Below are 24,336 nucleotides of genomic sequence, written 5' to 3' on the forward strand. Positions count from 1 at the left end.
TGACGTTATAGTGTAGTTTGGTGAAGTTATATTGTCATATATAGAAGAGTTTACTCAAATTCAACGATTTACTTTTTATCATAAATTAATAATGGTGTAAAATCTAAAAAATTCAACTAGAATAGAATGAAGTTATATTGTATAATTTTTATTGTGTTATTTAAAAGCTTTTTCAGTTTTGGTGTAAGCGACTATAAATAAAGAGAGCTCTTATTCATGTATAATTTTGAGAGTACCTTTAATAAACAGGTTCTATTAGGTAAATCAAAGATTTAGAATGTGACTTAATTTCGCTAAATTGAAATTTGAAGGTTTAATTATAGTGGTTAACACAAGAACGTTGAGAAAAAATATTATTTAATAAGGAGAGTTTAAATGAGTATTTTAACAGTTAAAAATATAAATCACGGTTTTGGTGATAGAGCTATATTTGAAGATGTGTCTTTTAGATTATTAAAGGGGGAACACATTGGTCTTATAGGAGCTAATGGTGAAGGTAAGTCAACTTTCATGAATATAATAACAGGAAAACTTATGCCAGATGAAGGTAAGGTTGAATGGAGCAATAGAGTTAGAGTTGGTTATATGGATCAACATGCTGAACTTGAAAAAGGAAAGACTATAAGAGAAGTTTTGAGAGGAGCTTTTCAGTATTTATTTGACTTAGAAGCAGAAATGTTATCTATGTATGATAAAATGGCTGAAGCAACTCCAGAAGAAATAGATAAAATGATGAATGAAATAGGAACTATTCAAGATATGTTAGATCATAATGGTTTCTATATGATAGATGCAAAGGTTGAAGAAACTGCCGGTGGTTTAGGGTTAAGAGATGTAGGTCTTGATAAAGATGTTACAGAATTAAGTGGTGGACAAAGAACTAAGGTGCTTTTAGCAAAACTATTACTTGAAACTCCAGATATATTACTTTTAGATGAGCCTACTAACTATTTAGATGAAGTTCATATTGAATGGCTTAGGGGATATCTTCAAAGATATGAAAATGCATTTATCTTAATATCACATGATATTCCATTCTTAAACAGTGTTATAAATATAATTTATCATGTTGAAAATAGAGCACTTACTAGATATGTTGGAGATTATGATAATTTTAGAAGAGTACATGAAGCTAATAAGAAACAATTAGAAGCAGCATATGAAAGACAACAAGCAGAAATAGCAAAGCTTGAAGACTTTGTTGCTAGAAACAAAGCTAGAGTTGCAACAACAGGTATGGCAAAGGCTAGACAAAAGAAGCTTGATAAAATGGAAATAATAGAACTTGCAGCTGAAAAACCAAAACCAGAATTTAACTTTAAACAAGCTAGAACATCAGGAAAACTTATATTTGAAACTAGAGATTTAGTTATAGGATATGATGCTCCACTTTCAAAGCCACTTAATTTAAAGCTTGAAAGAGGACAAAAAATAGCTATGGTTGGAGCAAATGGTCTTGGTAAGACAACTCTTTTAAATAGCTTACTTGGAAAAATAAAACCTATATCAGGAGAAGTTGAACTTGGAGACTATCAAGAAATAGGCTACTTTGAACAAGAAATAAAAGAAGCAAACTATAATTCATGTATAGATGAAGTGTGGCAAGAATTCACAGGTTTTACTCAATATCAAGTAAGAGCAGCGCTTGCTAAATGTGGATTAACTACAAAACATATAGAAAGTAAAGTTTGTGTATTAAGTGGGGGAGAACAAGCTAAGGTAAGATTATGTAAGCTTATAAATAGAGAAACTAACATACTTATCCTTGATGAGCCTACAAACCACTTAGATGTAGAAGCTAAGGATGAATTAAAGAGAGCATTAAAAGAATATAAAGGAACCATACTTTTAGTATGCCATGAGCCTGAGTTCTATAGAGATGTAGTAACTGATATATGGAATTGTGAGGATTGGACAACTAAGATAGTTTAAAAGATTTATATATAGAAGACTTAAAGGGGTATAAGAAGTATACCCCTTTTATTTAATGATATTCAGAGGTAAATAAGGAGAAGTTTATGGATGTATTTGATAAATTAATGCAGTTATTTTGCAATATTAGCGAAATAAAAGATAGTATTCAACAATTTAGAAATACAGATAAAAAAAGACGATTAATATCAGTATTTATTACGACTTTGGTAATATTAATTTTCTTAGGGTTAGTGCTTATTGGATAAATATATTGATTATCATTCAAGAAAAGGTGAGGCTATATAATTTTAAGGTTTAGTAATTGAAAAAAATATGTTTTATATTTTAAAAGAATGTTTGATATAATATAAGTAATAAAAGACTTGATAATAGTAACACTAAGTACTTCTAGAATGTTTTTTAGTTTTAGGGCTATTGGATTTATATAAAAGAATATAATTAAGAAAGTAGTGCTTACGTTTGGTGGACGGGCACTTTTTTTCATTTGTCTTAAATTTAATAGTAAGACTTTTAATACTAAAATTAAAAATAAATTTATAAGTCTAAGATTTAGTGAAATACACTTCCTTTTATTGTATAATTATTAATGAGATAAAATGAGGGGCGTGAAGTTAAATGGTGGACTTAAATTTTAATGTAGGAGATACAAATTTCTTAGCAATTGTTAATACAAATAAATATTTTTCATATGTTGATGAAGAGTGGGATTTAAAAATGTTGAAAAATCACTTTATTAAGCAAACAGAGCAAGGAAATCTTTTAGTGATGCAGATGACTAATGAAGGTATAGAAGATGATTGGAAAATACGTGTTGAGTTTGGTGATTCTATTTTAGAAAGTGAGTGTTTCAGAAAAGATACTGGATATATAAAAGTTGATAATAGTGAATTGTGTTTTGTTGAGTATACATGTTTAACAATGGCAGCACAATTTAAAGATGAAAAAGTTCCAGATAACTATTGTGATAGGTTTAGATTTAAGATAGATAATGGAGTATATAAAGTTAATATAATTCAATTTTATGATGTAGATAATGGATTACATATTGGAAGAAGTGATATTGATATATTGTTTCAATTTATTAAAGTTGAGAGTAATTTGGAATGGGCTCCTAAAGTATTTTGGTATGATTGCTAAATAGGGTTTTATAGGTAAATAAGTTAAGTATATAATTAATATAGAATTGAATATACTTATTTAAAATACAATTAATACCACATTAGACTATATGACCAACAATGGTTTAAGTTACCTTATAAATAAAAACATATTTTATGTTGTGAGGATTGGACAACTAAGATAATATAACGACAACCAAATTGATAGTTAATATAAATAGCTTAGACAGAAATGTTCAGGCTATTTTTTATTATAAAATACATATTTTATAATAAAAATGGATAAGAGACTTAAAAAGTATGATGTAAATTTATGAATATAATTATAGTTATATACTTTAAGTATAGTTATTTGCTATTTTTCTAGTAATTGATATAATCTATAAAAAGGTATTAATAAAATAAAGCAATAGAGAAATGAGGAGAATACAAATGAATAATTTTTGCTATCAAGGTGCTGATTTTGCAATTCATCTTAATTTATCAGTAGAAGAAGGTCAAGAGAGTGCAAATCTAGTCTTTCCTGAAACAAGATCAACTTTAGAGTATGGACATTGGCAAGAGTTCCTGTCTAACCAATCTGAATTAATAAATGATTTACTAAATTCATTAGTTGGAGATATGGGGAAATGTTTAGACCAAGGTTTAACTGATTTTCTTGAAGCAGGAGACAATGTTATCCTTGAAATTAATATGGTTGATTGGAATACACTAACATTTGAACGAACAATGTGGAAATATATATCAGAAGAATCTTTAAATAAAGCAATGATGATAATAAATTTTTATTTCTATTTTGTTGGATTAGTAAATTAATATTGTGATAAATTTGGTAGATAATATGTGTAATTTCGTTTAAACATGCATATTTAAAATTGAAAACTACTACTTGGATATGAATTTCAGTAGTAGTTTTCTTTATTACTTTGCTTTTTACACAAAACTATCTACATTCTTTTTTAACTTTTGAAAAATCCATTCCAAAATAGTCAAACACTACCCTTTATTAATATCTTAAATAGAAATAAATACTTTTTTCAATTATTTGTTTTTAAAAAATATCTTTGTTTTATAATTGATTTGTAAAGCAATAAAGTTTAACTAAGAAGAGGAGATTTGAAATGATTGATTTAACGTTTTATGCAGAAAATGTATACGATGAAATAATAGCTAATGAATTATATGAAATGAGTCCAGAACAATTAGTTGATAAGTTAATTGATATGCTAAAGGTTATCTTATTAGATGAATCAGACTTAGCTGCTCCTAATGATGAATATGTAATTCAAGTATTTTCAAAATTTATGAGCATTCCAGATGACAATTTATTTAAAGATGTAATATTATATATCTATATGTATCGTTGGATTTTTAGATTGGCTTATGAAGGTAATATTACTATTTCTGATAAAGATAGACGAAATCTTGATATTCTAAAAGTTCAATTCAATAATTTGGTGCCAAATTTTGATACTGATATTGGAAAAGAACTGCTAGCAGATTTGTTGAAGAGGATGCAAACAATGATAGGAATGTCTGATAGATTTTATTGTAATATAAGACAAGCATTTGCAAGAAATAAATAATTGTGTTAGTAAATTAAGATTAAATTCTATGATATAAACAAAATAGTATAATAAAAGGTCTACATAAACTTGTTTGAAATCAAGTATATATAGACCTTTTGGTTGCAATTATTATTTTTGTTTTATATGAATACATATCTGAAAGTTACTAATTTATTATTTTTAGTTATGTTTACTACTTTTTTTAGGAATATATAAATATAGGGTTAAAATTGAAATAGACACTAATGACGATAATGCCAAAATGCCATAATAGTAAAGAGCTTTTAAAAATATAGATAATATAAAAGTAATCAAATGGAGACCTCCTAAAAGTTATATCAAATAGTATTTGCAGTAAAATTGATTTTTATACTATATTAATATATATAAATAAAATAGAAATTATAGATTTATTTTTAGAGAATATTTGATATGGATAGTTTAATTTCATTTACATTGTAGTATGTGAAAGACAGCTGTCTCTTTTTTAAAAATTTTATTTATTATATAATAGCAAGTAAGTAAAAAAATGAATTTAAGATATGTTTTTTGCTAGCTATCTAACACCGGTTTATGAAAAATTTCCTGTTGAGTATAACAATAGTGATTCCAAAGTTTATTTAGATAATGATGGTAAAAGTATTGATAGATACAGTGAGTTTAAAAATTGTGAACAGGTATTTCAATCAAGTGATAGAAAAAAGTTATATGTTGAAGAATATAATAGGTTAATGAAATATAAATAATATACGATATAATTATATAAAATATGTTAATGAAGATAGTGTAAGGAGAAAAAGGATGGGGTTATTTAATAGAAAAAAGAAGGAAGAAGATAAAAAAAGTGCAGTATTGACTTTATATTCAGTTACATTAGATAGTAAAAATATTTATGAAGTAGCTAAAGAAGAATTTTTAGAAGTGACAAAATCAATCAAAGAAATAGAAGGTGGTTTAGAGTTTATATTTAAAGATGAGACAAGCTTGAATTTACATTTAAAAGATGATTTAAGTTTTGTAAGTAATCATACAAATGGAATGGCAAATTTCTTTTCACAAGCGCCATTGGAGAATAAAGAAGTATTAGACAAAGCTATATTACAGATTAAAATGTTTACTTGTACTGTAGGAATTACATTTGAAATTAATGAAGATGAAAGAAGAACAAACTATATTACAAATACCATTTATGAAATAGCTGAAAGAACTCAAAGTTTTGTACTTTATCCTAGTATGGAACTATATACATCTAAAGGTGAACTACTTATATCTATAAATGGAGAAACGGACTTTGAAAAATATTATCCAATTGCTAGCTCAGATATATTAAAAAGAGATGTAGAAATGACAGCTAAGGATGAAGAAAGGTATAAAAAAATTATTAAGGAATGTGATGAGAAGAAAATACCACACACAAGCTTTATGTTAGGCACACAAATTATGGAGCAAGAAGTAGTTGTTCCGAGTATAGAAGAAATAGCTAAAAGAGCTGTGACTATATTTTCTTGTGCTGTATATTCGGAAGGGCTTTTGATGGAAAATGGGTCTATAGACATTGCAAAATATGAATTTGAAGAAATGAATAAGAGATATGGAATTATAGATTATATTAGTAAAAAGGAAAAAGAATATATAGAAATGGAAGAACCAGATGAAATTACAGCTATACAATTTGCATGGCAATATGAAAGATGTGCAGTATTACTTTGGGCTCTTGGATTTATAGAATTAAATCCGTGTACTGAAATTTGCAATGTTCGTGAAATTGCTAAAATATTAAGAAGTTATGATTCTTTAGATGAGTTAATGAAAGCTTCTAATCCTAGAAATAATGAAGAATTACTGGACATGCATACAAGGGTTTTATATTATCATTGGGCCTGTGTAGATGCAAGAATAAACAATAAAGAGGTTCCAGGAGGATTAGATTCAGGAGTAGTGCAAGAACAACATTATGCTTTGAATTGGCTTATTAGTGCTAATGGAGAATGTGATTGGGATGATATTAGTCCTAATACATAATATAAAATAAGAATGTTAAATAGAAAATCAGTAAGAAAAGTTAAATTTTTTTACTGATTTTTTGTATTATTATAAAATATATGTATACATATTTATAATTCAAACGTCATAATAACAGAAGTACTTCAAAGTGAGAACTTGATTTTAGGAAAGGGGATAAGATGGAAAGTGGACTGATAGAAAAATAATAGACGGACTTATTTAAATATTGATGAGGATATATTTAAAGAGAGTCTTACAACTAGAGAATTAGTAGAAGATTATTTATTAAATCTAGATATATTAATTCTATTGGGGTGTGGAATTTTGAAAAGACTGAGAAATAAATTCACTATAAATCAGTGTATATAAACCAAAATTTTCATAGCATTATAAATTTAATATTGAAAATAATAGTATGTGGATACAGATATTAAATTTTACTACAGGAGGTACAGTGCTATGAGTGAAAAACAGGATTGTTCTTGTTCAAGTCAACAACAAAAAGAAAAGAAAGCAAATAATTCTGGAACTAAACATAAGAAAAAAGTCAACAAAAAGGATTAATAAAAAAATATTTAATATAATGAGAATAATTTTAATGTAGTGGGCTAGTATTAAATTTAAATACTGGCTTATTACATTTTTTCAGTTTCTAAAGTTAAGGTAATATTATATAATTAAATTAAAGAGATAAAAACACAGTTTCTGTTGGTAGTCAGAACCTATAATTAAATATAGCAGTAACCTGCCCTCCTGGGGTTGTCCGTTCTCTTAAGATTAGTTAATAAACAGGAGGAATTACTAATGATATCAGTAATTAAATTAACAGTTCTTTTTGAGAATCCTTTTTGGATTGGAGTATTTGAAGCTTATGAAGATGAAATTTACAAGGTATGCAAAGTAACTTTTGGACCAGAACCAAAAGATGAAGATGTGATTGAACTTGTATTAAGAAATTTTTACTCTTTAAGTTTTAGTAGTGGAACGAAAGCAGAGGATAAAGATATCCTTGAAAAACATGAAAATCCCAAAAGGCTACAAAGAAGATTAAAAAGAGAAGCAACTGTTAGCGGTATTGGAACTAAGGCACAAATAGCATTAAAACAGCAGCATGAAGAGAAAAAAATAGAATGTAAGAAAAATTCTAAACTTAGAAAAGAAGAAGAGCTTGAAAGAAAGTTCCAAATTAAACATATGAAGAGACGTGAAAAACATAAAGGTCATTAGAACATTAAATTGTTTCTTACGTGAAGATTCATATTATAATTATTAAGGAGAGAGTATATCTCTCCTTTTTATGTTTGAATTAAATCTTTTAAAAAATTAATGTTTTTTATAATGATTAGTTTATTATCATAGATTTCAATTATGTTTTCATTTTGAAAATGTGAAAGCTTTCTACTTATAGTTTCACGAGTTATTCCTATAAAACTAGCCATTTCTTCACGTGTTAATGGAAGGTTGATTTCAATGCCGTTAGCTGTCTTAACACCAAAGGTTTTAGAAAGATTTAAAAGAAGCGATGCAATTCTTACTTCAACGTCCTTAGTTGTAAGTGTTTGAACTAAATTTTCCAGTGTGGATATTCTATCATGAGCATATTCTAAAACCTTTATACTTATTTCAGGATTAGTTTTAATAAGTGTATCAAAATCATTTTTATGTATAATGCACATATTTGTATCTTCAAGAGCTGTGGCATTAAATTTAAAAATATCTTTTTTAAGTAAGTTCATATCACCTAAAAATTCGCCTTCTTTTAATAAGTATAATATTTGTTCTTTACCTTCTTTAGTATAACTGTAAACTTTTATACTTCCACCATTTATAATAAATAATTTATCAAATATTTCGCCTTCAGAAAAAATAATATCTCCTTTTTGAAAAGATTTTTTTGTGATTAATTTTATTATTTTATTAAGATCTGTATCATTAAGAGAGGCAAATAAAGAAACTTTCTTAGCACAATATTTATGGTTACAGGAACAACATGTATTACAGGATGTCATAAGATACCTCCATAATTTTTTTATTTAAATTATATAATATTTAGGATGTGTTTTAAATCACATACTATAAATTTAATATCATTATAATTAAAGTATAGATAAAAACAAAGAAGTAATAACAATATAAATATGGAGGAAATGTAATATGGCAAATATAAATAATTTAGAAAGACAACATACAGAAATAAAGGATTTATTTTTAAAAATAAAGCAAGGTATAAATTCACAAGACATAGAAGCAAATCTAGATATGTTAGTAATGAGTTTAAATACAGTTGCAGGTAAGTTAAATATGCATATGAATTCAGAGGATAAATTTTTATATCCAGAACTTATTAATAGTAGAAATGAAGAATTAAAAGACATGGCTAAACAATATAGTGATGAGATGGGGAATATTAATATAGAATTTAATAATTATAAAAATAAGTTTAATACAAAGAGAAAAATTTTAAATGATTTAGATGGATTTTTAAAAGAGAGTAAAGAAATATTTAAAATATTAGAGGACAGAATATATAAAGAAGACATGTATTTATATCCTAAAATGAAATCTTTATAAATAATAAAAAACATGGTAGTTTTGGAATATAAAATTTTAAAAAATTGAAAATAATAAATTATTAGGAGGCAATATTATGAATAAGGTTTTTAATATATCAGATAAGATAGGACAAATTGTTGCTATTTTTCCAGGAGCAAGTAATTTATTTTTAGAGTATAGAATAGATTTTTGTTGTGGCGGAGACAGACCATTAGAAGAGGCAATAAAAGAGCAAAATCTTGATTCAAATAAAATATTAACTTTATTAAATGATAGATATAAAGTGTTTAAGGAAAGGAATGAAGAATTTACAGATTGGGCAAAGGAAAGACCAAGCAGACTTGTAGATTATGTTATAGAAACTCATCATCAATATTTAAATGAAGAGCTACCTAAAATAAGTGAACTTACATTAAAAATATTAAAGGTGCATGGTAAAACTCATGAAGAACTTTTTAAGGTTCATAAATTGTTTAATGCTTTAAGAACAGAACTTGAGGAACATTTAGTAAAGGAAGAATCATTAGTATTTCCAATGATAAAAAGATACGAATTAGAAAAAAATAATGATAATAGAGATAAGCTATTAAAGCTTTTAAATGAACTTGAAGGTGAGCATACAGGAGCTGGAGATATAATTAAAGAATTAAGAGAAGTAACAGATCATTATATTGTGCCAAAGGATGCATGTAAAACATTTGAAGTAACCTATAGAAAGTTAAGAGAGTTAGAAGAAGACACTTTTCAGCATATTCATCTTGAAAATAATATCTTATTTAAAAATATATAAAAATAAGTGGATTCAATACGAATCCACTTATTTTGCTACAACTTTATGCTGATAATGTCCATAAATTTCACCAGTTTTAGTATTTAGATAATAACATATAGCATTTTGAGTTGGTTCCTCTATGCTTATACCATAAGCTTTATCATCGCTTAGAGGAAATTTTTCTATAGTTAAGAAACTTCCTATCTTTTGGTCGGGTCTTAAAACTGAGCTTAATTTACTTTCTACAGTGGCATATAGCTCTTTTTCTTTTTTCGAATAATCTATATCAGTACTATCATTAGTATTTTCAGCAAAATTTAAAAATGAATCTTCAAAGCATTTAGTATTTAATTTAAGCTCGTTATCTTTAATTTTAAAATCTACAGTCTTTGTACTTCTTTTAACGCCTTTAAAGCCTTCTACAGGGTCAATGCTGAATGTAACCCTTAAAATATCACTATGTTCTTCCCTATTTATTACATTTTTAAAGTAATAGGTGTAAGAAAAATTTTGATTATTTAATTCTTCTACGTAGGTAATGCCATCTTTATCAATGTAATTTTCTTTAAATACATCAGGCATAAAATATTTATCTATAACAGCTTTTCTTTTAGGTATAGTTTCGTAGGGAGCAGGTAAAGGATATAATTTTCTATCCTTTTCTTCAATTTTGGTAAATAGACGTTTCCCTTTCATATCTGTTAAAATAGTAGTAGTTTCAGTAACAAAATTGACTAAGTATTCATTAGAAAAATCGTTAAAAGTTTTGGTAGAGATAGTAGTTGCTTTTGTGGATTCGGATTCAATTTCAGCGTTTTTAATTTTATCATCAGTAATCACAGGGAGTTCGCCTTTTTTTGAAGTAATATTAATTGAACCATTGATATTTTTTACAATTATATAAGCAACAAAAATACATGCAACTACTAGTATAACAGTTATAGGAATAGAATATTTATATTTTAGTTTATTATTATTTGAAGTATTCATAAAGGCTCCTTTCAAATTTGTATACTTAGTATAATATATTACTATATTATAACTCATTAAGATATAATATTATAGGATTAAATTAAGTGGAAAGTATGAGAGAAAAGGATAATAGTTTATATTAATAAATTTCTGCGGAGGGATAGAATTTGAACTATATAACATACTCATTAATTAGTAAAGATATAAATTCAAATCAATATTATATGAGAGTAGAAAAGCTAAGTGGCAAGATAATAAAGAGTGTTTTAAGCTCAAGTGAAGAATATTTAAATGAGTTTATTACTTTTATTGAGAAATATGAATTAGAAAAAGTAAGATCTAAGGAAGAGTATGGAATAGAAGTACTTTTAATAGGAGTGTTAATAAAAGAGTATTTACAAAATGGTTTTGCATTCAGGTATAGTTCAAAGAATGTATTTAAAGTATTAAATACACTTAGAAAAAATAATTTTTTAAAAGTAAAGATAGATAATATAAGAGGGAAATTAGCAACTAATATATTGATGAGAAGAGAAAGTGGGAATATAGATATAGATTTTAAAACTTTTAAGTTACTTATAAGGTGGTTAGAAGCTACTGGAGATTTTAATGAAGAGGTTTATAGGTTAAATAATTGGGTAAATTTTTTAGATAATAAAGATAAGAAATATATAGATAACTTTCTCAATATTTCAATTAGTAATAGCGATCACTTATATAATCAAGGGAAAAAGTATTTATGTGAATATACTATAAATGTTGAAGAGTATTTAAACTCTTATATAAATAATCATATTAATAAAGAGGATATAATTTATTGTGGCAAAGGTGAAATTCAGTATTTTTTTAATATGATAGCTGCAGAGATAATGAATAAGACCTATAGGAATGATTTTTTAACTTGTGAGATAAAGAAAGTGTTTTTGCCAGCTTGTATGAGACAAGTAAAGAAAAATTGTTTGAGTGAGAGATCTAATAGTGGTTATGTGTGTAAAAGTTGCAGTAAAGATTGTAATGTAAGAAAGTTAAAAGAAATTGGATTAAAGAATAATTTTGAAGTTTATATTATTCCACATGAGACAATGTTATTTAATTCAAGTCAGAGTGAGAATAGTAACATTGGCATAGTAGGAGTAGCTTGTGTATTAAATTTAGTATCAGGAGGTTGGAAAGCCTTAAGATTAGGTTTTAAACCTCAATGCGTAGTACTAGATTATTGTGGTTGTGATAAACACTGGTTAGAGAACTCTGTTATGACATCAATTAATTTAGATAGAGTTAAGAGCATAATTAACATTAAGTAATTTGCTTATTATTTAAGGGATTAAATATTGGTGGTTATAGCTTAGGTTGGAATGCTGATATTGATATTAGTGAGTCAGAACTGTGGAATGTTGGAGCTGAAAAATAATTTAAGTTAGTATTGGATTATATAGGTGTAGCGATAGAGCGTGAGATTTTCTTAAGCACTATTGCTACATTATTTTTTTGATGTTTTAAAGGGAAAATTATAAGAGAATTATAGGAATTAGTTGACAATATCGAGTGTCGATAATACAATGAAAATATAAACATCGATACTCGATATTAGAGAGGTGATAACTTTTGGCTAGGGAGCAATTTCAAACACTAACTGAGCCTATGTATTATATATTAATGTCCTTATTACAGGAAAGATGTGGTGTAGACATAATGCAAGCTGTAGAAGAAATTTCAAAAGGACGTGTACGGGTAGGGCCAGGGACTTTATATGCACTTTTAGGTAAGTTTGAAACAGAAGGTATGATAAAAGAAACAGCGGTTCAGGGAAGAAAGAGAAGTTATATAATAACCGAAAAAGGTAGAGAGATACTCTTAGGAGAGTATAAGAGATTAATTACTATGGTTAGGGATGGAGAATTTTATATGGAGGTAGAAGAATGAGGTTAGTGAATACTAAAATAAAGCTTTGTATGTTTTTGCCTTATCAATGTACAGCATTAGAAGAATATTTAGAGGGTATGGCTAGTAAAGGATGGCTCTTAAAGTCTATAAAGAATAACTATTATATTTTTAAAAAATGTGAACCTAAAAAACTAAAATATTCAATAGATTTTTTTGATAAGTTATCAATATTTGATAAAAAAAATAGTAGAGTAGCTTTAGAGTATAGAGAATATTGTGAAGTTGCTGGCTGGAGATATGTTTGTGAAAGTGGTAAGCTTCAAGTATTTTGTTCGGATAAAAATAAAGAACCAATAGCAATACAAACAGATGAAACAGAAAAGTTTAAGGTTGTAAGAAAAACATCTATCTATGCTTTAGGCTTTCAGCTAATAAACGTATTACTTTTTATATTTATTTTATTAATGCAATGGATATTTCAAGTACCAGAGTTTATTTTAACTAATAATATAGGTATATTTTCAAGTTTAGTAATGTTTATATTTATACTTATTAATCTTACAACTATAATTCATTTTATAATTTGGAGCATTATGGCTAAAAGAAAGCTTAAAACAAATAATAAACTTATTTATAGTAATTATAAGCAACTTATTATAAAAAATATATTTCAAAAAGCATATTGTATAATAAGTTTAGTTGGACTTATATGGTTTTGCATAATTGAGGATAGTAATATGTCAGGTGGTTTAAGCATAGGTTTTATAATTGGAATAGCTCTTTGTATATTGGTTGATATGTTAGCACAAAGGTGGATAGATAAAAAGAATTACTCAAGAGAAACTAATATTTTTATAAGAATTGGAGGAATGGCATTAGCAACAATTGTAATGATTATGATTATAAATGTCTCTGTTATTCATAGTGTATTTAGTGGAGCTTATAATAATCAGCAAGAAGCTAAAGCTAAGAATCCAAGCTTAACATTGATGGATTTTGGATTTAATAAGAATGATAAAGATGAGTATAAGAGATATAATAAAAGTATATTAGCTTCAAGAGAGTTATATTGGTTAAACAACGGAGTTTATTCTTTAGATACTACTATATTTGAAAGTAAATATGGGGTGATTACAAGATTTTATGGTGATAGATTGGTTGAGTGGCTTAATAGTATAAGATTTGATTATAAGCTCCAAGAAAGTAAGCTACCTAAAAATATTAAGGTATATTATTGTAATGATAAAAAGAATAATGAAGATAGATTTGTATTAGTATCTGATAATAAGGTTGTAGAACTTAGAAAGGGATTTGATACTATAAGCAATGATGAATTTTTAAATAAGGTATACGAAAAAGTTTTAAAGTAAAACTAAGAAATTAGGGTTAATGCTTAGATGTTTAATTATTTTATCTTAATTATTTTTGTAAGTTTTTATACTATAAAATATTAGAATTATATACTAACCTTATTTTAATTTGTGGAAAACTATGAGAAAATATAATAAAAATATAAAAATTATGAGAAGGGTATAGATGAAATGAAAATTGAAACAGAGAGACTTCTAATGATACCAATGACTTATGAATTTATAGTAGACAAGTTAGAAGGCAAACAAAGTAGCATAGAAGAAAATGGTGTTAAGATAATAAAAGAATATTGGCAGGAATCCGATATTATAGACATTCTTCCTATGATTAAGGATTACTTAAAGGATAAGGAACCTGATGGATTCACACCATGGTTAATTATATTAAAGAAATGTAATAGAGTTATTGGTAGTTGTGGATGTCATGGGGAACCTAATCAGAATAATGAAGTTGAAATAGGCTATGGAATAGATTCTGATTGTAGGAGAAATGGTTATGCAACTGAGGCTGTTAAAGGATTGGTTTCATGGCTGTTTGAAAAAAAGAAAGTAAATAATATAACTGCAGAATGTAATATAGATAACATGGGATCAATAAAAGTGTTAAAAAATATTGGAATGATAGAAATAAAGAGAGATGAAGAATTGATTTATTGGAATATAAATTAATCAGGTTTTAAATAAAGAAGAAGGTATGGTAGTTTCACATTATCATACCTTTTATCTATTCTTATTTAATTTTATAGCTAACGTAGATATAAAATATTGTATGAACTAGAATATTTATATCCAAGTTTTTCAGCTAATTTTAAGGACTTATGGTTTGCAGCATCCCAATGCGGAATTAATCCATGTTCTAAACAATGAAGTATAAACTTTGCACAAACTATAGTTGCTAATCCTTTTTTCCTAAAGTTATTTTTGGTTGCGATAGAAACCTCTACAGCCTTTTTAGATACGAGAGCTGCTGAACAGGCAACTACAATATCTCCATCAAGTTCTATGTAGTAACCAAATACAAATATATTTATTTTGTTTTTAAAACATTAACATAAACGCCTTTTTTAGATTTTTCTAAAGCCTTTTTATTTAGTATTTTAATTAGTTTAGATTTTTCAGAGGATTTATATAAACAATTATCTATAAAGATATTTGGATCAATAATTCTCACTTTATTTTTTTGATGTATTTGATAATTATTAGAATCCTCAACAACCTTAACATTATAATTTAAGTCATTCATTAAACTTTTTATATCTTTAAAATTAGAGTTTTTTAATTGACTTAATACATAAGAATCATCTTTTGATAAATCAGTTAAAGTAATTTCATTTAATTCTAAGGCAATTTTTATTGCTTCAGATAGCTTATTATAAGCATAAGCATTTAATGGATGCATGAAAAAATCTATTACTTCTTTATAATAAACCTGGGTGAACCATTCTGCTTTTTCAATAGAAGTTATAACAATCTCTCCGTTCACTACTTTTAAATATGGTAAAAACTCTTTAACTTCTTCATTAGATATAGTACCGTAATTAAGCATATCTCTTAATGTATAATCTATTCTATCAGCACATAATGCAGGTGCTGACTTCTCTAGAATAGTCCATTTAGATTCATTATAAAGTATTTCTTTATGATTATAGCCGTGGTTTTCTAATATTTTGGGAATAGCTGAATTTTCAATAACATTTATAAATATATTTTCATGATAATCTTCAGCTTTATTATTAAGAGCAAAATCAACGACATGTGAAAAAGCTGTGTGAGATATATCGTGTAGTAGGCCAGCTATTTGTTCCTCAAGACTACCGCCAAGGAGTTTTATTAGTAGCATTGTACCAATAGAATGTTCATATCTAGTTACATTCCATTTGGAATTTACAAGATAGCTTGCACCACCTTGATGTATGTTTTTTAAGCGCTGAAGTTCAGGGGTATTAATTAGATTTTCTAAGAGTGGCTCTATAAAAAATTCTCCATATACTAAATCATTTATTTTCATATAATCCTCCTTGTTTTAGTGAATTATTAGATTATAATAAAAATATTACCATAATAAAACTAAATAAAAAATATGTATTACTTAAAGAGAGGCTAATTAATGACATAAAAGTCAATTGTTATAGTGTATACAAATAACAGAAGAGTTGAAAAATAATTTAAGACAATACAAACAGATGTCAGCATTGCCTTAAATTAAAATAAAAAATATTTATTTTTAACCATTACTAATTAATCTCACTTTGCAGCTGTTTTTGCTTGGACTATATTAGTATTGGCTTTTAAAAAGTTCTTTTCTGAACATAATGTATCAACTTCACTTAATAAGGAATCAATTCTTTTCTTTTTATCTTCAGGTAAATTTGATATATCTATTGATTTAACTTCTTGTAAGCCTGAATTTATAAGATCAGTATCTTCTGCTATAACTTTTTTTTCTAATTCTTTTAGTTTGGGCTTTAATTCTAGTATCTTTTTATCATCTTTATTACTTATGGCTTCTTCGCTTTCTGCAATTAAATCCTTATAAGTATCTTCATTTTTGTCAAGAATATAATGTTCAAAGTTTATTTTGTAGTTTCTCACATATTCTTTAAAATCATTTAGGTTATTAGGTTTTAATAATACAATTGAAGCAGTAGCAGTTATGGTGATACTTAAAATACAAGTTATTATAAGTGCTATCTTTTGTTTTTTAGTAAACATAATACCTCCATTATTTTCATTAATTTTTATAGTACTTTAGTAAAATCTATTATATTATGTTAATTTTAAGAACCTATATAAAGATTTTCGTATATAAGATAAGGAAGTTTACTAAAATTAGATTGTAAAAACAAAAGAGCTTTAATAATAGCTTTAATTTAATTTAAAAAAACAGTATAATAAAATTTGAGATTAAGGAAAAAAATATTTAGAGATGTTTTGAATGCGAAAATAATTGTTACTTTGGGAGGGGCTAGTTGTTATATGTTCATATCAATTGATAAAAACAAAAGAATATATTTTCTGTTACTAATAATAATATCTTTATTAGCAATAGTATGTAATATACATAGTATTAACTTTATATTAGGATTAAATGTATCATTAACAACAATATTTTTATTTATAATCTTACGTATGTACGGATTAAAAAAAGCAGTACCAGTAGCGATTATTGCACACATAATAGCTATATTAAATGAAAAAGTATATGCTTGGGATGCTGTATTTATTATAGAAATAATTTTTATTGGCTTGTGGTTTAAATATAAATCAAATAAACAACTTATTTTTAGTGATAGTATGTTTTGGGTTTTTATTGGCTTGCCAGTTCAATTTTTGCTGTATAAAGTATTTTTAAATAATATAGATAATAAATTATTATATTTTAACCTTTTTTTTTATTTTATTAATTCATTAATGAATGCTTTCATTTCAGACATAATTTATACATATATTCCTCTTAAAAATTTTATGAGTAGAGAAAAAAACTATTATATAGAATTTAAACAATTTATAACACATATTTTAATTTTGGCAGTAATAGTCCCATTTTTAATTAATGGTGCCAGTACCTTGGAAGGGACTAATAACAATATTAATAGTGATGTATATAGGATTTCAGAAAATATAAGTACAGAATTAGAAGCTGATTTAAAGCTTTGGAGTAGTGAGAAGATTGATAAATTAATATTGCTAGGAACTGTTGAAACTGGTTATTTAGACAATTTAATTTATAAGAATATTAAAAATGAAGAATGTGAGGTTACAGTCCTAAATAAATCTAATATAATTATATCAACCAATTCCAAAGTTATGAATAAAAGGCAAAAGATAAATAAGTATGATCGGAATAATACAACTAAAGAATCTATAAGTGATAATTTTTATAGAGTAATTCCTAATAAGCTAGGTAAAAGTATAGCTATACAAAAATGGTTAAGTGGTTACTATGTATATGAAGAGTTTAATAAAGAATTGGGGATAAAGATAATAGTTAGGTTTCCTATAAATAAATTTCAAGATGAATTTTGGGAGGATATAGTATATCAATTTGAGCTATTAATGATATTTTCTATATGCTTGATTACTTCTGGTATAGCAATAAATAGAGTAGTAATAAAGACGCTAGCAAATCTTGCGCAAAATACTACCGATTTACCTAATAAAATATTAAATAATCAAGATATTAAGTTACCTCAAAGTAATATCTTAGAATTGAGATCACTTATTGATAATTTTAATCATATGTCAAAAAAACTTAATGAGATGTTCAAGAAAAGTTATGAATTAAACATTAAGTTAGAAGAAAAAACAGATATGTTAACTAAATCTCATGAAACACTTGAAAAGTTAGCTTATTATGATATTTTAACTGGACTACCTAATAGATTAAGTTTCCAAATGTTTTTGGAGGAAAATACAAGAAAGAATAAAGAAAAACAAATAGCCGTTATTTTTATGGATATTGATAGTTTCAAGAATATTAATGATAACCTTGGACATAGCTCTGGAGATGAATTATTAGAGCAAATCGCAAAAAGGCTAAAGAAGACTGTAGATGAAAAAAAACAAGTCTTTAGATTAGGTGGAGATGAATTTGTTATTGTTTTACTAGAAACTGATTTTGAAGAAGCAACTATAAAAGCTAATGAAATAATGGGTATTTTTGAAGAAGATTTTATTTTAGATGGAACAAGGTTTAATGTTACAGGAAGTGCTGGGGTCAGTTATTATCCGCATGATGGAAATGATGTAGAAGAAATAACTAAAAAAGCAGATTTAGCAATGTATGAAGCTAAAGCTAGTGGAAAGAATAAGTTGAAATTTTTTAATGATGATATTAATAAAAAATTTATAGATCACATATCAATCAAAAATAACATTGGATTAGCTGTAGAAAGAAATGAATTTCAATTATATTACCAACCAAAGATAAATACTAAGACTTTAAAGATCACAGGGGCAGAGGCATTAATAAGATGGTTTAGCAAAGACTTAGGCTTTGTGGCTCCAGATAAATTTATTCCTATATTGGAGGAGTCAGGAGAAATATTCGAGATTGATAGATGGGTACTAAGGGAGGCTTGTAGGCAAAATAAACTTTGGCAAGAAAGTAATATTGCTATAGTTCCAATATCAATAAATATTTCAGCAAAACATTTTTATAAAGAAAATCTTTTTAAACTAGTGAAAGAAGTACTTGAAGAAACAAAACTAGAATCTAAGTATTTAAAACTAGAAATAACTGAAAGTGTTTTAATAGAAAATGTAGATACAGTTATATCTGTTATAAATCAGCTTAGGAGTATTGGCGTTTTAGTATCTATTGATGATTTTGGGAAAGGGTTTTCATCATTAAATCAACTTTTAAAATTGCCAGTTAATGAGGTGAAAATAGATAAAGAATTTATTACAGATATTACCGTTAATAAAAAAAGGCAAAATGTTATTAGTTTAATAATAGGCCTAGCCCATAGTCTAGATTTAAATGTAGTAGCTGAAGGAATAGAAACAAGAGAGGAATTTGAGTATTTACTAAAGATTGCTTGTGATGATATACAAGGATATTATTTTAGCAAGCCTTTACCTAAAAATGATTTTGAAAGATATTTAGAAAAATAGTTTTTAGGTCTTGCTTAGGAGGACGTTTTTGATGAAAAAGTTATGTTATATACTAATGATAAGTTTTTTGTTTACTTTTGTTGGTTGTGAGAAAAATGATATGAATAGTACTACGGCATATTCTAATAATAATGGTAATGAAATAAAAAAAGAAAAAACAACAACATTGAAGTTATGGACTCATTATGGGGGATGGGAAAGGTCGATAAATGAATTTAAAAAAGATCATCCAGATATAAATATTGAAGTTGAAACTTTTAAATTTGATGACTATGTTAAAAAATATTTGAAGGCATTGTCTACAGGTGAAGTGCCAGATCTTATGGTAATAGATAGTACTAGTTGGGGAAATTTTAATAGTATTTATGGACTAGAAGATTTAAAGAAAGAACAGTATGGTATAGCTAAATATGAAAATGATTTTGATAAGGAGCTTTGGAATTTAGGACATAGATTTGATTCTAAAGAATTAATAGGGATACCATTTGCAACAGCTCCATTAGTTTTATATTATAGGGCAGACATAATGAGTAAGTATGGATTTCCATCAGAGCCGGAAGAGTTGGGCAAATATATAGAAAATCCTGAAAATTGGTTCAAAATAGCTAGAACATTAAAGAAAGATAATATATATATATCAGAAAAGGTAACTGATCCAATGAAAATGGCTATTAGTCAATATGGATATTATGATAATAACTTGAATTTTTTAGGTAATATTTCTGAATTTAAAGAACTATTAAACATATCAAAAAAAATGAAACAAGAATCGTTAGTTTCATATTTAGATTTATGGAAAGAAGAGGGAGTTCAGGCATTAAAAGAAGGTAAATTAGCTATGATAAGTACATTTGGATCTTGGGGCTCAGGACAGATTGAAAACTGGGTACCAGAACAAGCTGGAAAATGGCGAGTAACTAGGTTACCTTTTAATATTTATGGATGGAATAATAGTTCAATATTATCAATGCCAACAGGAAGTAAGCATAAAGAAGCTGCAGCTAAATTCATAGAATTTTACTGTTTTAAATTCAAACAAAATGATTTAGTTGGAAGTGTTCCAGGATATATACCATCTAGGAATAATTTGAAAAGATTAGAATATAGTAATAAATTTTTAGGTGGACAAAAAGAACAAAAATTTTATGAATATTTAATGAGTAAAACTAATGAACATATAGTAACGCCTTTGGATGAGAAAACGCTAGGAATATGGGAAAAAGATATAAATGATGGAATAGCTGATAATAAAGGGGCAGATGCTATAATGGATTCAATTAGGAGTGATATAGATAAGACCTTAGGTGAGGAAAGAAAAATATTGCTAGAGAATAAAAATAAATCGCAATAAAATATTGACTATGGTTTATTTTGGGGTTAAAATATCAATAACTTAAATTTAGGAGGAATACTATGAAAATAAATTGTTTATCAAATGTACAATTACATCATCATCACTAGCAGACTTGTGTCGCTTTTTTATTAGCAGGTACAAGTCTAGGTTTATTGTAGGCTTGTATCTCTGCTAGGTGATGATAAACAATTATTTTCTTAGTTTATTGTTTACCCTGTAGGTGTGGCCTACAGGGTTTTTTGTATTAAGTTATTTATAAATTTAGAAATTTATTTAAAGGAGAGTTTTAAAATGAAAAACAAAATTAGACCATCAATATTACCAGGTTTTATGGAGTTATTACCAAGAGAGCAGCGTATTTTTAATGATATTGTACGAAAAATAACTAATGTTTATGAAAAAAATGGTTTAATACCAATGGATACACCTATTATTGAAAAACAAGAAATCCTAATGGCTAAATCTGGTGGAGAAACTGAGAAGCAAGTATATAATTTTAAAAGAGGTGATAATAATTTAGCTTTAAGATTTGATCTAACAGTACCATTAGCTAGATATGTAGCTCAATATTTTAACGATTTAACTTTTCCGTTTAAAAGATATCAGATAGGTAAGGTTTATAGAGGGGAAAGAAATCAAAGGGGGAGATATAGAGAATTTTATCAATGTGATGTGGACATAATAGGGAATGGAAAGTTAGATATAAGAAATGATGCCTTTGTAATTAGTATAGTTTCTCAGGCTTTTAAAAGTATAGGATTAAAAGAGTATAAATTTCAAATAAATAATAGAAAAATATTATTAGGATTGTTCCAAGAGTTAGAAATTACAGATAATGGTTCAATAATTACATTAATAGATAAGTACGATAAGATGGATAAAAAAGAATTTTATAAGGATTTAGAGGGGGTAGTTGGAGATAGTAAAGCTAAATTTATTAATGATTTTATAAATATAAAAGGTACAGGAGTTGGCATTATTGATAATATAAAAAAATTAAATATATCTAATGATACATTTAATAATGGACTTAAAGAACTTGAAGAAGTAATTAAATGTCTTAAAATATTCGGAGTTTGTGAAAATGAATATCTTGTAGATTTTAAAATAATAAGGGGATTAGATTATTATACCGGAACTGTATTTGAGACTATTTTAATAGGAAATGAAAACTTTGGGTCTATATGTTCTGGAGGAAGATATGATAATCTAGCTCAAAACTACACAGATAATATAATGCCAGGTATAGGAATATCTATAGGGTTAACAAGGTTATTCTATGTGTTAAAGGAAATAGGATTTGTAGATAATTATAATTTAGAGGAAGGATTAGAATATTTAATACTTCCAATAGGAGAAACTTTAGAATATTGTTTTAAAGTAAAAGAATATTTTAAAAAATTAGGTTTTAGTGTAGATGTATATTTAGAGGAAGACAAATTTAAAAAGAAATTAAATTACGCAAATAAAATTGGGGTTAAAAATGTAGTTATAGTTGGAGAAGATGAAGTTAAGTCAGGTAATGTTTTAATAAAAAATATGTTTACAGGAAGCCAAATAATTAAAAAAGTAATTGAAAATGATTTTTAATTACTTTACGTATCTTTTGTTACCGATAATTTTTAAAATATCTTTTATAATAATAAATGAAAGAATTGATAATTAAATAAAACACAAATTGAAATATTTAATTAATTTAAAGTATGGAGGTAACAAAATGAGTTTATTTTTAGGAAAGATACATTATTTATTATATAACAAGATTCAAGCTAATGAGGATTTATTAGAGGAAATATTAGATTATGCAGAAACAAAAAATCTTCCTACTCAAGACATTAAGAAAAAGCTTTATGAAAGCTATGGTTATCCAGAAAGAAGTGCATTAGAAACTGTTATAGATGAAGGAAATATTCATGGATGGTTACAAAACAAAATAGAAAGTGTTGAGGATAGAACTGCAAGCTTAATAACTTCACTTATAAATGATTATGGCATAGAGCTTAGTGAAATAGAGAATATATATTTTGAAAATGGTAAAAATACAATGAAAAATATAGAAAAAGTAGACTTTGCACCAAGTGATTTATTTGGATTAATTTTTAGTTATCTATTAGAAGGAATGCCATGTGATAGGATAAATAGATTAGTTTCAAATTCAGAAACAGAAATTGTGTGGGAAACTACTGAATGTATCCACAGAAAACATTGGGATAAAGTTTCAGGAGATGTGGAAAACTTTTATGTTTTAAGAGAAGAGTGGATAAAAGGTTTTATAAATGAAGCGGGTAATAGATATACTTATGATAAAACCGAAGATGGCTATAATAGGATAAGAAAGGAAGAATAGATATGAACAGCATTGATTTAATGATAGAAGAACACAAGAATATAAAAAGAATGCTAATTGTTGTGAGAAAAGCTTGCTTTAGGGTTTTAGAGGGTGAAGAAATATGTTACGAAGATTTTACTAATTTTATTGCATTTATAAGAAATTATGCAGATGCTCATCACCATGGAAAAGAAGAGAAAATGCTTTTCAATAGAATGGTTGAAGAACTAGGAGGACCAGCTGAAAAAGTAGTTAAATTCGGCATGTTAGTTGAGCATGATCAAGGTAGGTTATTCGTAAAAGAGTTAGAAGAGGCAATTAATAAGGTTAAAGCTGGAGATAAAGAAGCTAAAATTGATGTAATAGCAAATGCTGTATCATATACTAACCTTTTGCAAAGACATATAGATAAAGAAGATAATGTAGTATATACTTTTGCAAATAGATCTTTAAATAAAGAAACTATAAAGAGAATTAATGAGGATTGTATAGTTTTTGAAAATGAAGCTGAAAAAAATAAAGTACAAGAAACTTATATAAAATTATTAGAAGAATTAGAAGCTAAATATATAAAATAAGGAGAGAAAAAAGATGATAAATAAAGATATGACAATTGGAGAATTAATAAGAGTAAAACCAGAGGCTGTTGAAACTTTAATGGAATTTGGTATGGGCTGTGTAGGATGTCCATCAGCACAAGCCGAAACATTAGAAGAAGCTGCTATAGTTCACGGATTAAATATAGATAAGTTATTAGAAGCATTAAATAAATAGAAATCATATAAGTAAAATTGGGTGGTAGGTTCAGTGCTTACCACCCAATTTATATTGTAATAGCTTTAAAGTATACTTTAATAGATA

Annotated in this window: 25 protein-coding genes; 20 read left to right on the forward strand and 5 right to left on the reverse strand. The window is 26.4% G+C overall.

Going from position 1 to position 24,336, the window contains the following annotated elements:
* Positions 1 to 375: 375 nt before the first annotated feature.
* The 8 genes from BUB01_RS17025 (at position 376) to BUB01_RS17055 (ending at position 7,852) form a co-directional block, all read left to right on the forward strand.
* Positions 376 to 1,932, forward strand: coding sequence for an ABC-F family ATP-binding cassette domain-containing protein (locus tag BUB01_RS17025; RefSeq protein WP_072990839.1), 1,557 nt, complete (start codon positions 376 to 378; stop codon positions 1,930 to 1,932).
* 86 nt (positions 1,933 to 2,018) lie between these two features.
* Positions 2,019 to 2,180 (forward strand): hypothetical protein, encoded by a 162-nt coding sequence (locus BUB01_RS23295; RefSeq protein WP_159433271.1) that lies wholly within the window; start codon positions 2,019 to 2,021, stop codon positions 2,178 to 2,180.
* A 370-nt stretch (positions 2,181 to 2,550) separates the two neighbouring features.
* Positions 2,551 to 3,072, forward strand: coding sequence for a hypothetical protein (locus BUB01_RS17030; protein ID WP_072990842.1), 522 nt, complete (start codon positions 2,551 to 2,553; stop codon positions 3,070 to 3,072).
* A gap of 413 nt (positions 3,073 to 3,485) precedes the next feature.
* Positions 3,486 to 3,869: a hypothetical protein gene (locus tag BUB01_RS17035; RefSeq protein ID WP_072990844.1), complete on the forward strand. Its 384-nt coding sequence runs from the start codon at positions 3,486 to 3,488 to the stop codon at positions 3,867 to 3,869.
* A gap of 305 nt (positions 3,870 to 4,174) precedes the next feature.
* Positions 4,175 to 4,639: a hypothetical protein gene (locus BUB01_RS17040; protein ID WP_072990846.1), complete on the forward strand. Its 465-nt coding sequence runs from the start codon at positions 4,175 to 4,177 to the stop codon at positions 4,637 to 4,639.
* A 524-nt stretch (positions 4,640 to 5,163) separates the two neighbouring features.
* Positions 5,164 to 5,367 (forward strand): hypothetical protein, encoded by a 204-nt coding sequence (locus BUB01_RS17045; RefSeq protein WP_072990849.1) that lies wholly within the window; start codon positions 5,164 to 5,166, stop codon positions 5,365 to 5,367.
* A gap of 55 nt (positions 5,368 to 5,422) precedes the next feature.
* A complete protein-coding gene (locus BUB01_RS17050; protein WP_072990852.1) occupies positions 5,423 to 6,643 on the forward strand; it encodes a DUF4272 domain-containing protein in 1,221 nt (406 codons plus the stop codon).
* Between the two features lie 786 nt (positions 6,644 to 7,429).
* Positions 7,430 to 7,852: a YjdF family protein gene (locus BUB01_RS17055; protein WP_072990855.1), complete on the forward strand. Its 423-nt coding sequence runs from the start codon at positions 7,430 to 7,432 to the stop codon at positions 7,850 to 7,852.
* Between the two features lie 68 nt (positions 7,853 to 7,920).
* On the opposite strand, the gene BUB01_RS17060 is transcribed toward BUB01_RS17055, so the two are convergent.
* Positions 7,921 to 8,634: a Crp/Fnr family transcriptional regulator gene (locus BUB01_RS17060; RefSeq protein WP_072990858.1), complete on the reverse strand. Its 714-nt coding sequence runs from the start codon at positions 8,632 to 8,634 to the stop codon at positions 7,921 to 7,923.
* A 145-nt stretch (positions 8,635 to 8,779) separates the two neighbouring features.
* Here BUB01_RS17060 and BUB01_RS17065 point away from each other — a divergent pair, with 145 nt between their 5' ends.
* Both BUB01_RS17065 and ric read left to right on the forward strand, forming a co-directional pair.
* Complete coding sequence (locus tag BUB01_RS17065; RefSeq protein ID WP_072990861.1) at positions 8,780 to 9,196, forward strand: hemerythrin domain-containing protein; 417 nt, start codon at positions 8,780 to 8,782, stop codon at positions 9,194 to 9,196.
* A 76-nt stretch (positions 9,197 to 9,272) separates the two neighbouring features.
* On the forward strand, positions 9,273 to 9,968 hold the full coding sequence (gene ric / locus BUB01_RS17070; RefSeq protein WP_072990864.1) for an iron-sulfur cluster repair di-iron protein: 696 nt from the start codon (positions 9,273 to 9,275) through the stop codon (positions 9,966 to 9,968).
* A 27-nt stretch (positions 9,969 to 9,995) separates the two neighbouring features.
* On the opposite strand, the gene BUB01_RS17075 is transcribed toward ric, so the two are convergent.
* Entirely contained in the window at positions 9,996 to 10,940 is a 945-nt protein-coding gene (locus BUB01_RS17075) for a hypothetical protein (RefSeq protein WP_072990867.1), read from the reverse strand.
* Between the two features lie 149 nt (positions 10,941 to 11,089).
* On the opposite strand from BUB01_RS17075, the gene BUB01_RS17080 reads away from it, so the two are divergent.
* From BUB01_RS17080 to BUB01_RS17095, 4 genes are all read left to right on the forward strand, one after another.
* Positions 11,090 to 12,226 (forward strand): DUF116 domain-containing protein, encoded by a 1,137-nt coding sequence (locus tag BUB01_RS17080; protein ID WP_084108940.1) that lies wholly within the window; start codon positions 11,090 to 11,092, stop codon positions 12,224 to 12,226.
* Positions 12,227 to 12,527: 301 nt separating this feature from the next.
* Complete coding sequence (locus BUB01_RS17085; RefSeq protein ID WP_072990870.1) at positions 12,528 to 12,845, forward strand: PadR family transcriptional regulator; 318 nt, start codon at positions 12,528 to 12,530, stop codon at positions 12,843 to 12,845.
* Positions 12,842 to 14,176: a DUF2812 domain-containing protein gene (locus tag BUB01_RS17090; RefSeq protein WP_072990873.1), complete on the forward strand. Its 1,335-nt coding sequence runs from the start codon at positions 12,842 to 12,844 to the stop codon at positions 14,174 to 14,176. The genes BUB01_RS17085 and BUB01_RS17090 overlap by 4 nt, the downstream gene beginning before the upstream one ends.
* Positions 14,177 to 14,347: 171 nt before the next feature.
* Entirely contained in the window at positions 14,348 to 14,845 is a 498-nt protein-coding gene (locus tag BUB01_RS17095) for a GNAT family N-acetyltransferase (RefSeq protein ID WP_072990876.1), read from the forward strand.
* Between the two features lie 77 nt (positions 14,846 to 14,922).
* Here the strand turns inward: BUB01_RS17095 and BUB01_RS24010 are convergent, their stop codons facing one another.
* The 3 genes from BUB01_RS24010 to BUB01_RS17110 form a co-directional block, all read right to left on the reverse strand.
* Positions 14,923 to 15,207 (reverse strand): GNAT family N-acetyltransferase, encoded by a 285-nt coding sequence (locus BUB01_RS24010; protein ID WP_084108962.1) that lies wholly within the window; start codon positions 15,205 to 15,207, stop codon positions 14,923 to 14,925.
* Complete coding sequence (locus tag BUB01_RS17105; protein WP_072990879.1) at positions 15,204 to 16,184, reverse strand: HD domain-containing protein; 981 nt, start codon at positions 16,182 to 16,184, stop codon at positions 15,204 to 15,206. Before BUB01_RS17105 ends, BUB01_RS24010 begins: the two co-directional genes overlap by 4 nt.
* Before the next feature lie 236 nt (positions 16,185 to 16,420).
* Entirely contained in the window at positions 16,421 to 16,888 is a 468-nt protein-coding gene (locus BUB01_RS17110) for a hypothetical protein (protein ID WP_072990884.1), read from the reverse strand.
* A gap of 264 nt (positions 16,889 to 17,152) precedes the next feature.
* Here BUB01_RS17110 and BUB01_RS17115 point away from each other — a divergent pair, with 264 nt between their 5' ends.
* The 6 genes from BUB01_RS17115 (at position 17,153) to BUB01_RS17140 (ending at position 24,249) form a co-directional block, all read left to right on the forward strand.
* Complete coding sequence (locus BUB01_RS17115; RefSeq protein ID WP_072990887.1) at positions 17,153 to 19,792, forward strand: EAL domain-containing protein; 2,640 nt, start codon at positions 17,153 to 17,155, stop codon at positions 19,790 to 19,792.
* Positions 19,793 to 19,823: 31 nt separating this feature from the next.
* Positions 19,824 to 21,143, forward strand: a complete 1,320-nt coding sequence (locus BUB01_RS17120; RefSeq protein WP_072990890.1) for an ABC transporter substrate-binding protein — start codon at positions 19,824 to 19,826, stop codon at positions 21,141 to 21,143.
* Positions 21,144 to 21,437: 294 nt separating this feature from the next.
* Positions 21,438 to 22,736, forward strand: coding sequence for a histidine--tRNA ligase (gene hisS, locus BUB01_RS17125; RefSeq protein ID WP_072990892.1), 1,299 nt, complete (start codon positions 21,438 to 21,440; stop codon positions 22,734 to 22,736).
* Between the two features lie 127 nt (positions 22,737 to 22,863).
* Positions 22,864 to 23,493 (forward strand): hypothetical protein, encoded by a 630-nt coding sequence (locus BUB01_RS17130; protein ID WP_072990895.1) that lies wholly within the window; start codon positions 22,864 to 22,866, stop codon positions 23,491 to 23,493.
* A 2-nt stretch (positions 23,494 to 23,495) separates the two neighbouring features.
* Positions 23,496 to 24,053, forward strand: a complete 558-nt coding sequence (locus tag BUB01_RS17135; protein WP_072990898.1) for a hemerythrin domain-containing protein — start codon at positions 23,496 to 23,498, stop codon at positions 24,051 to 24,053.
* A 13-nt stretch (positions 24,054 to 24,066) separates the two neighbouring features.
* Positions 24,067 to 24,249, forward strand: a complete 183-nt coding sequence (locus BUB01_RS17140; protein WP_072990901.1) for a DUF1858 domain-containing protein — start codon at positions 24,067 to 24,069, stop codon at positions 24,247 to 24,249.
* The last annotated feature ends 87 nt before the right edge of the window (positions 24,250 to 24,336 follow it).

Origin of the sequence: Clostridium cavendishii DSM 21758 (assembly GCF_900141845.1) — a bacterium.
Lineage (GTDB): Bacteria > Bacillota > Clostridia > Clostridiales > Clostridiaceae > Clostridium_AG > Clostridium_AG cavendishii.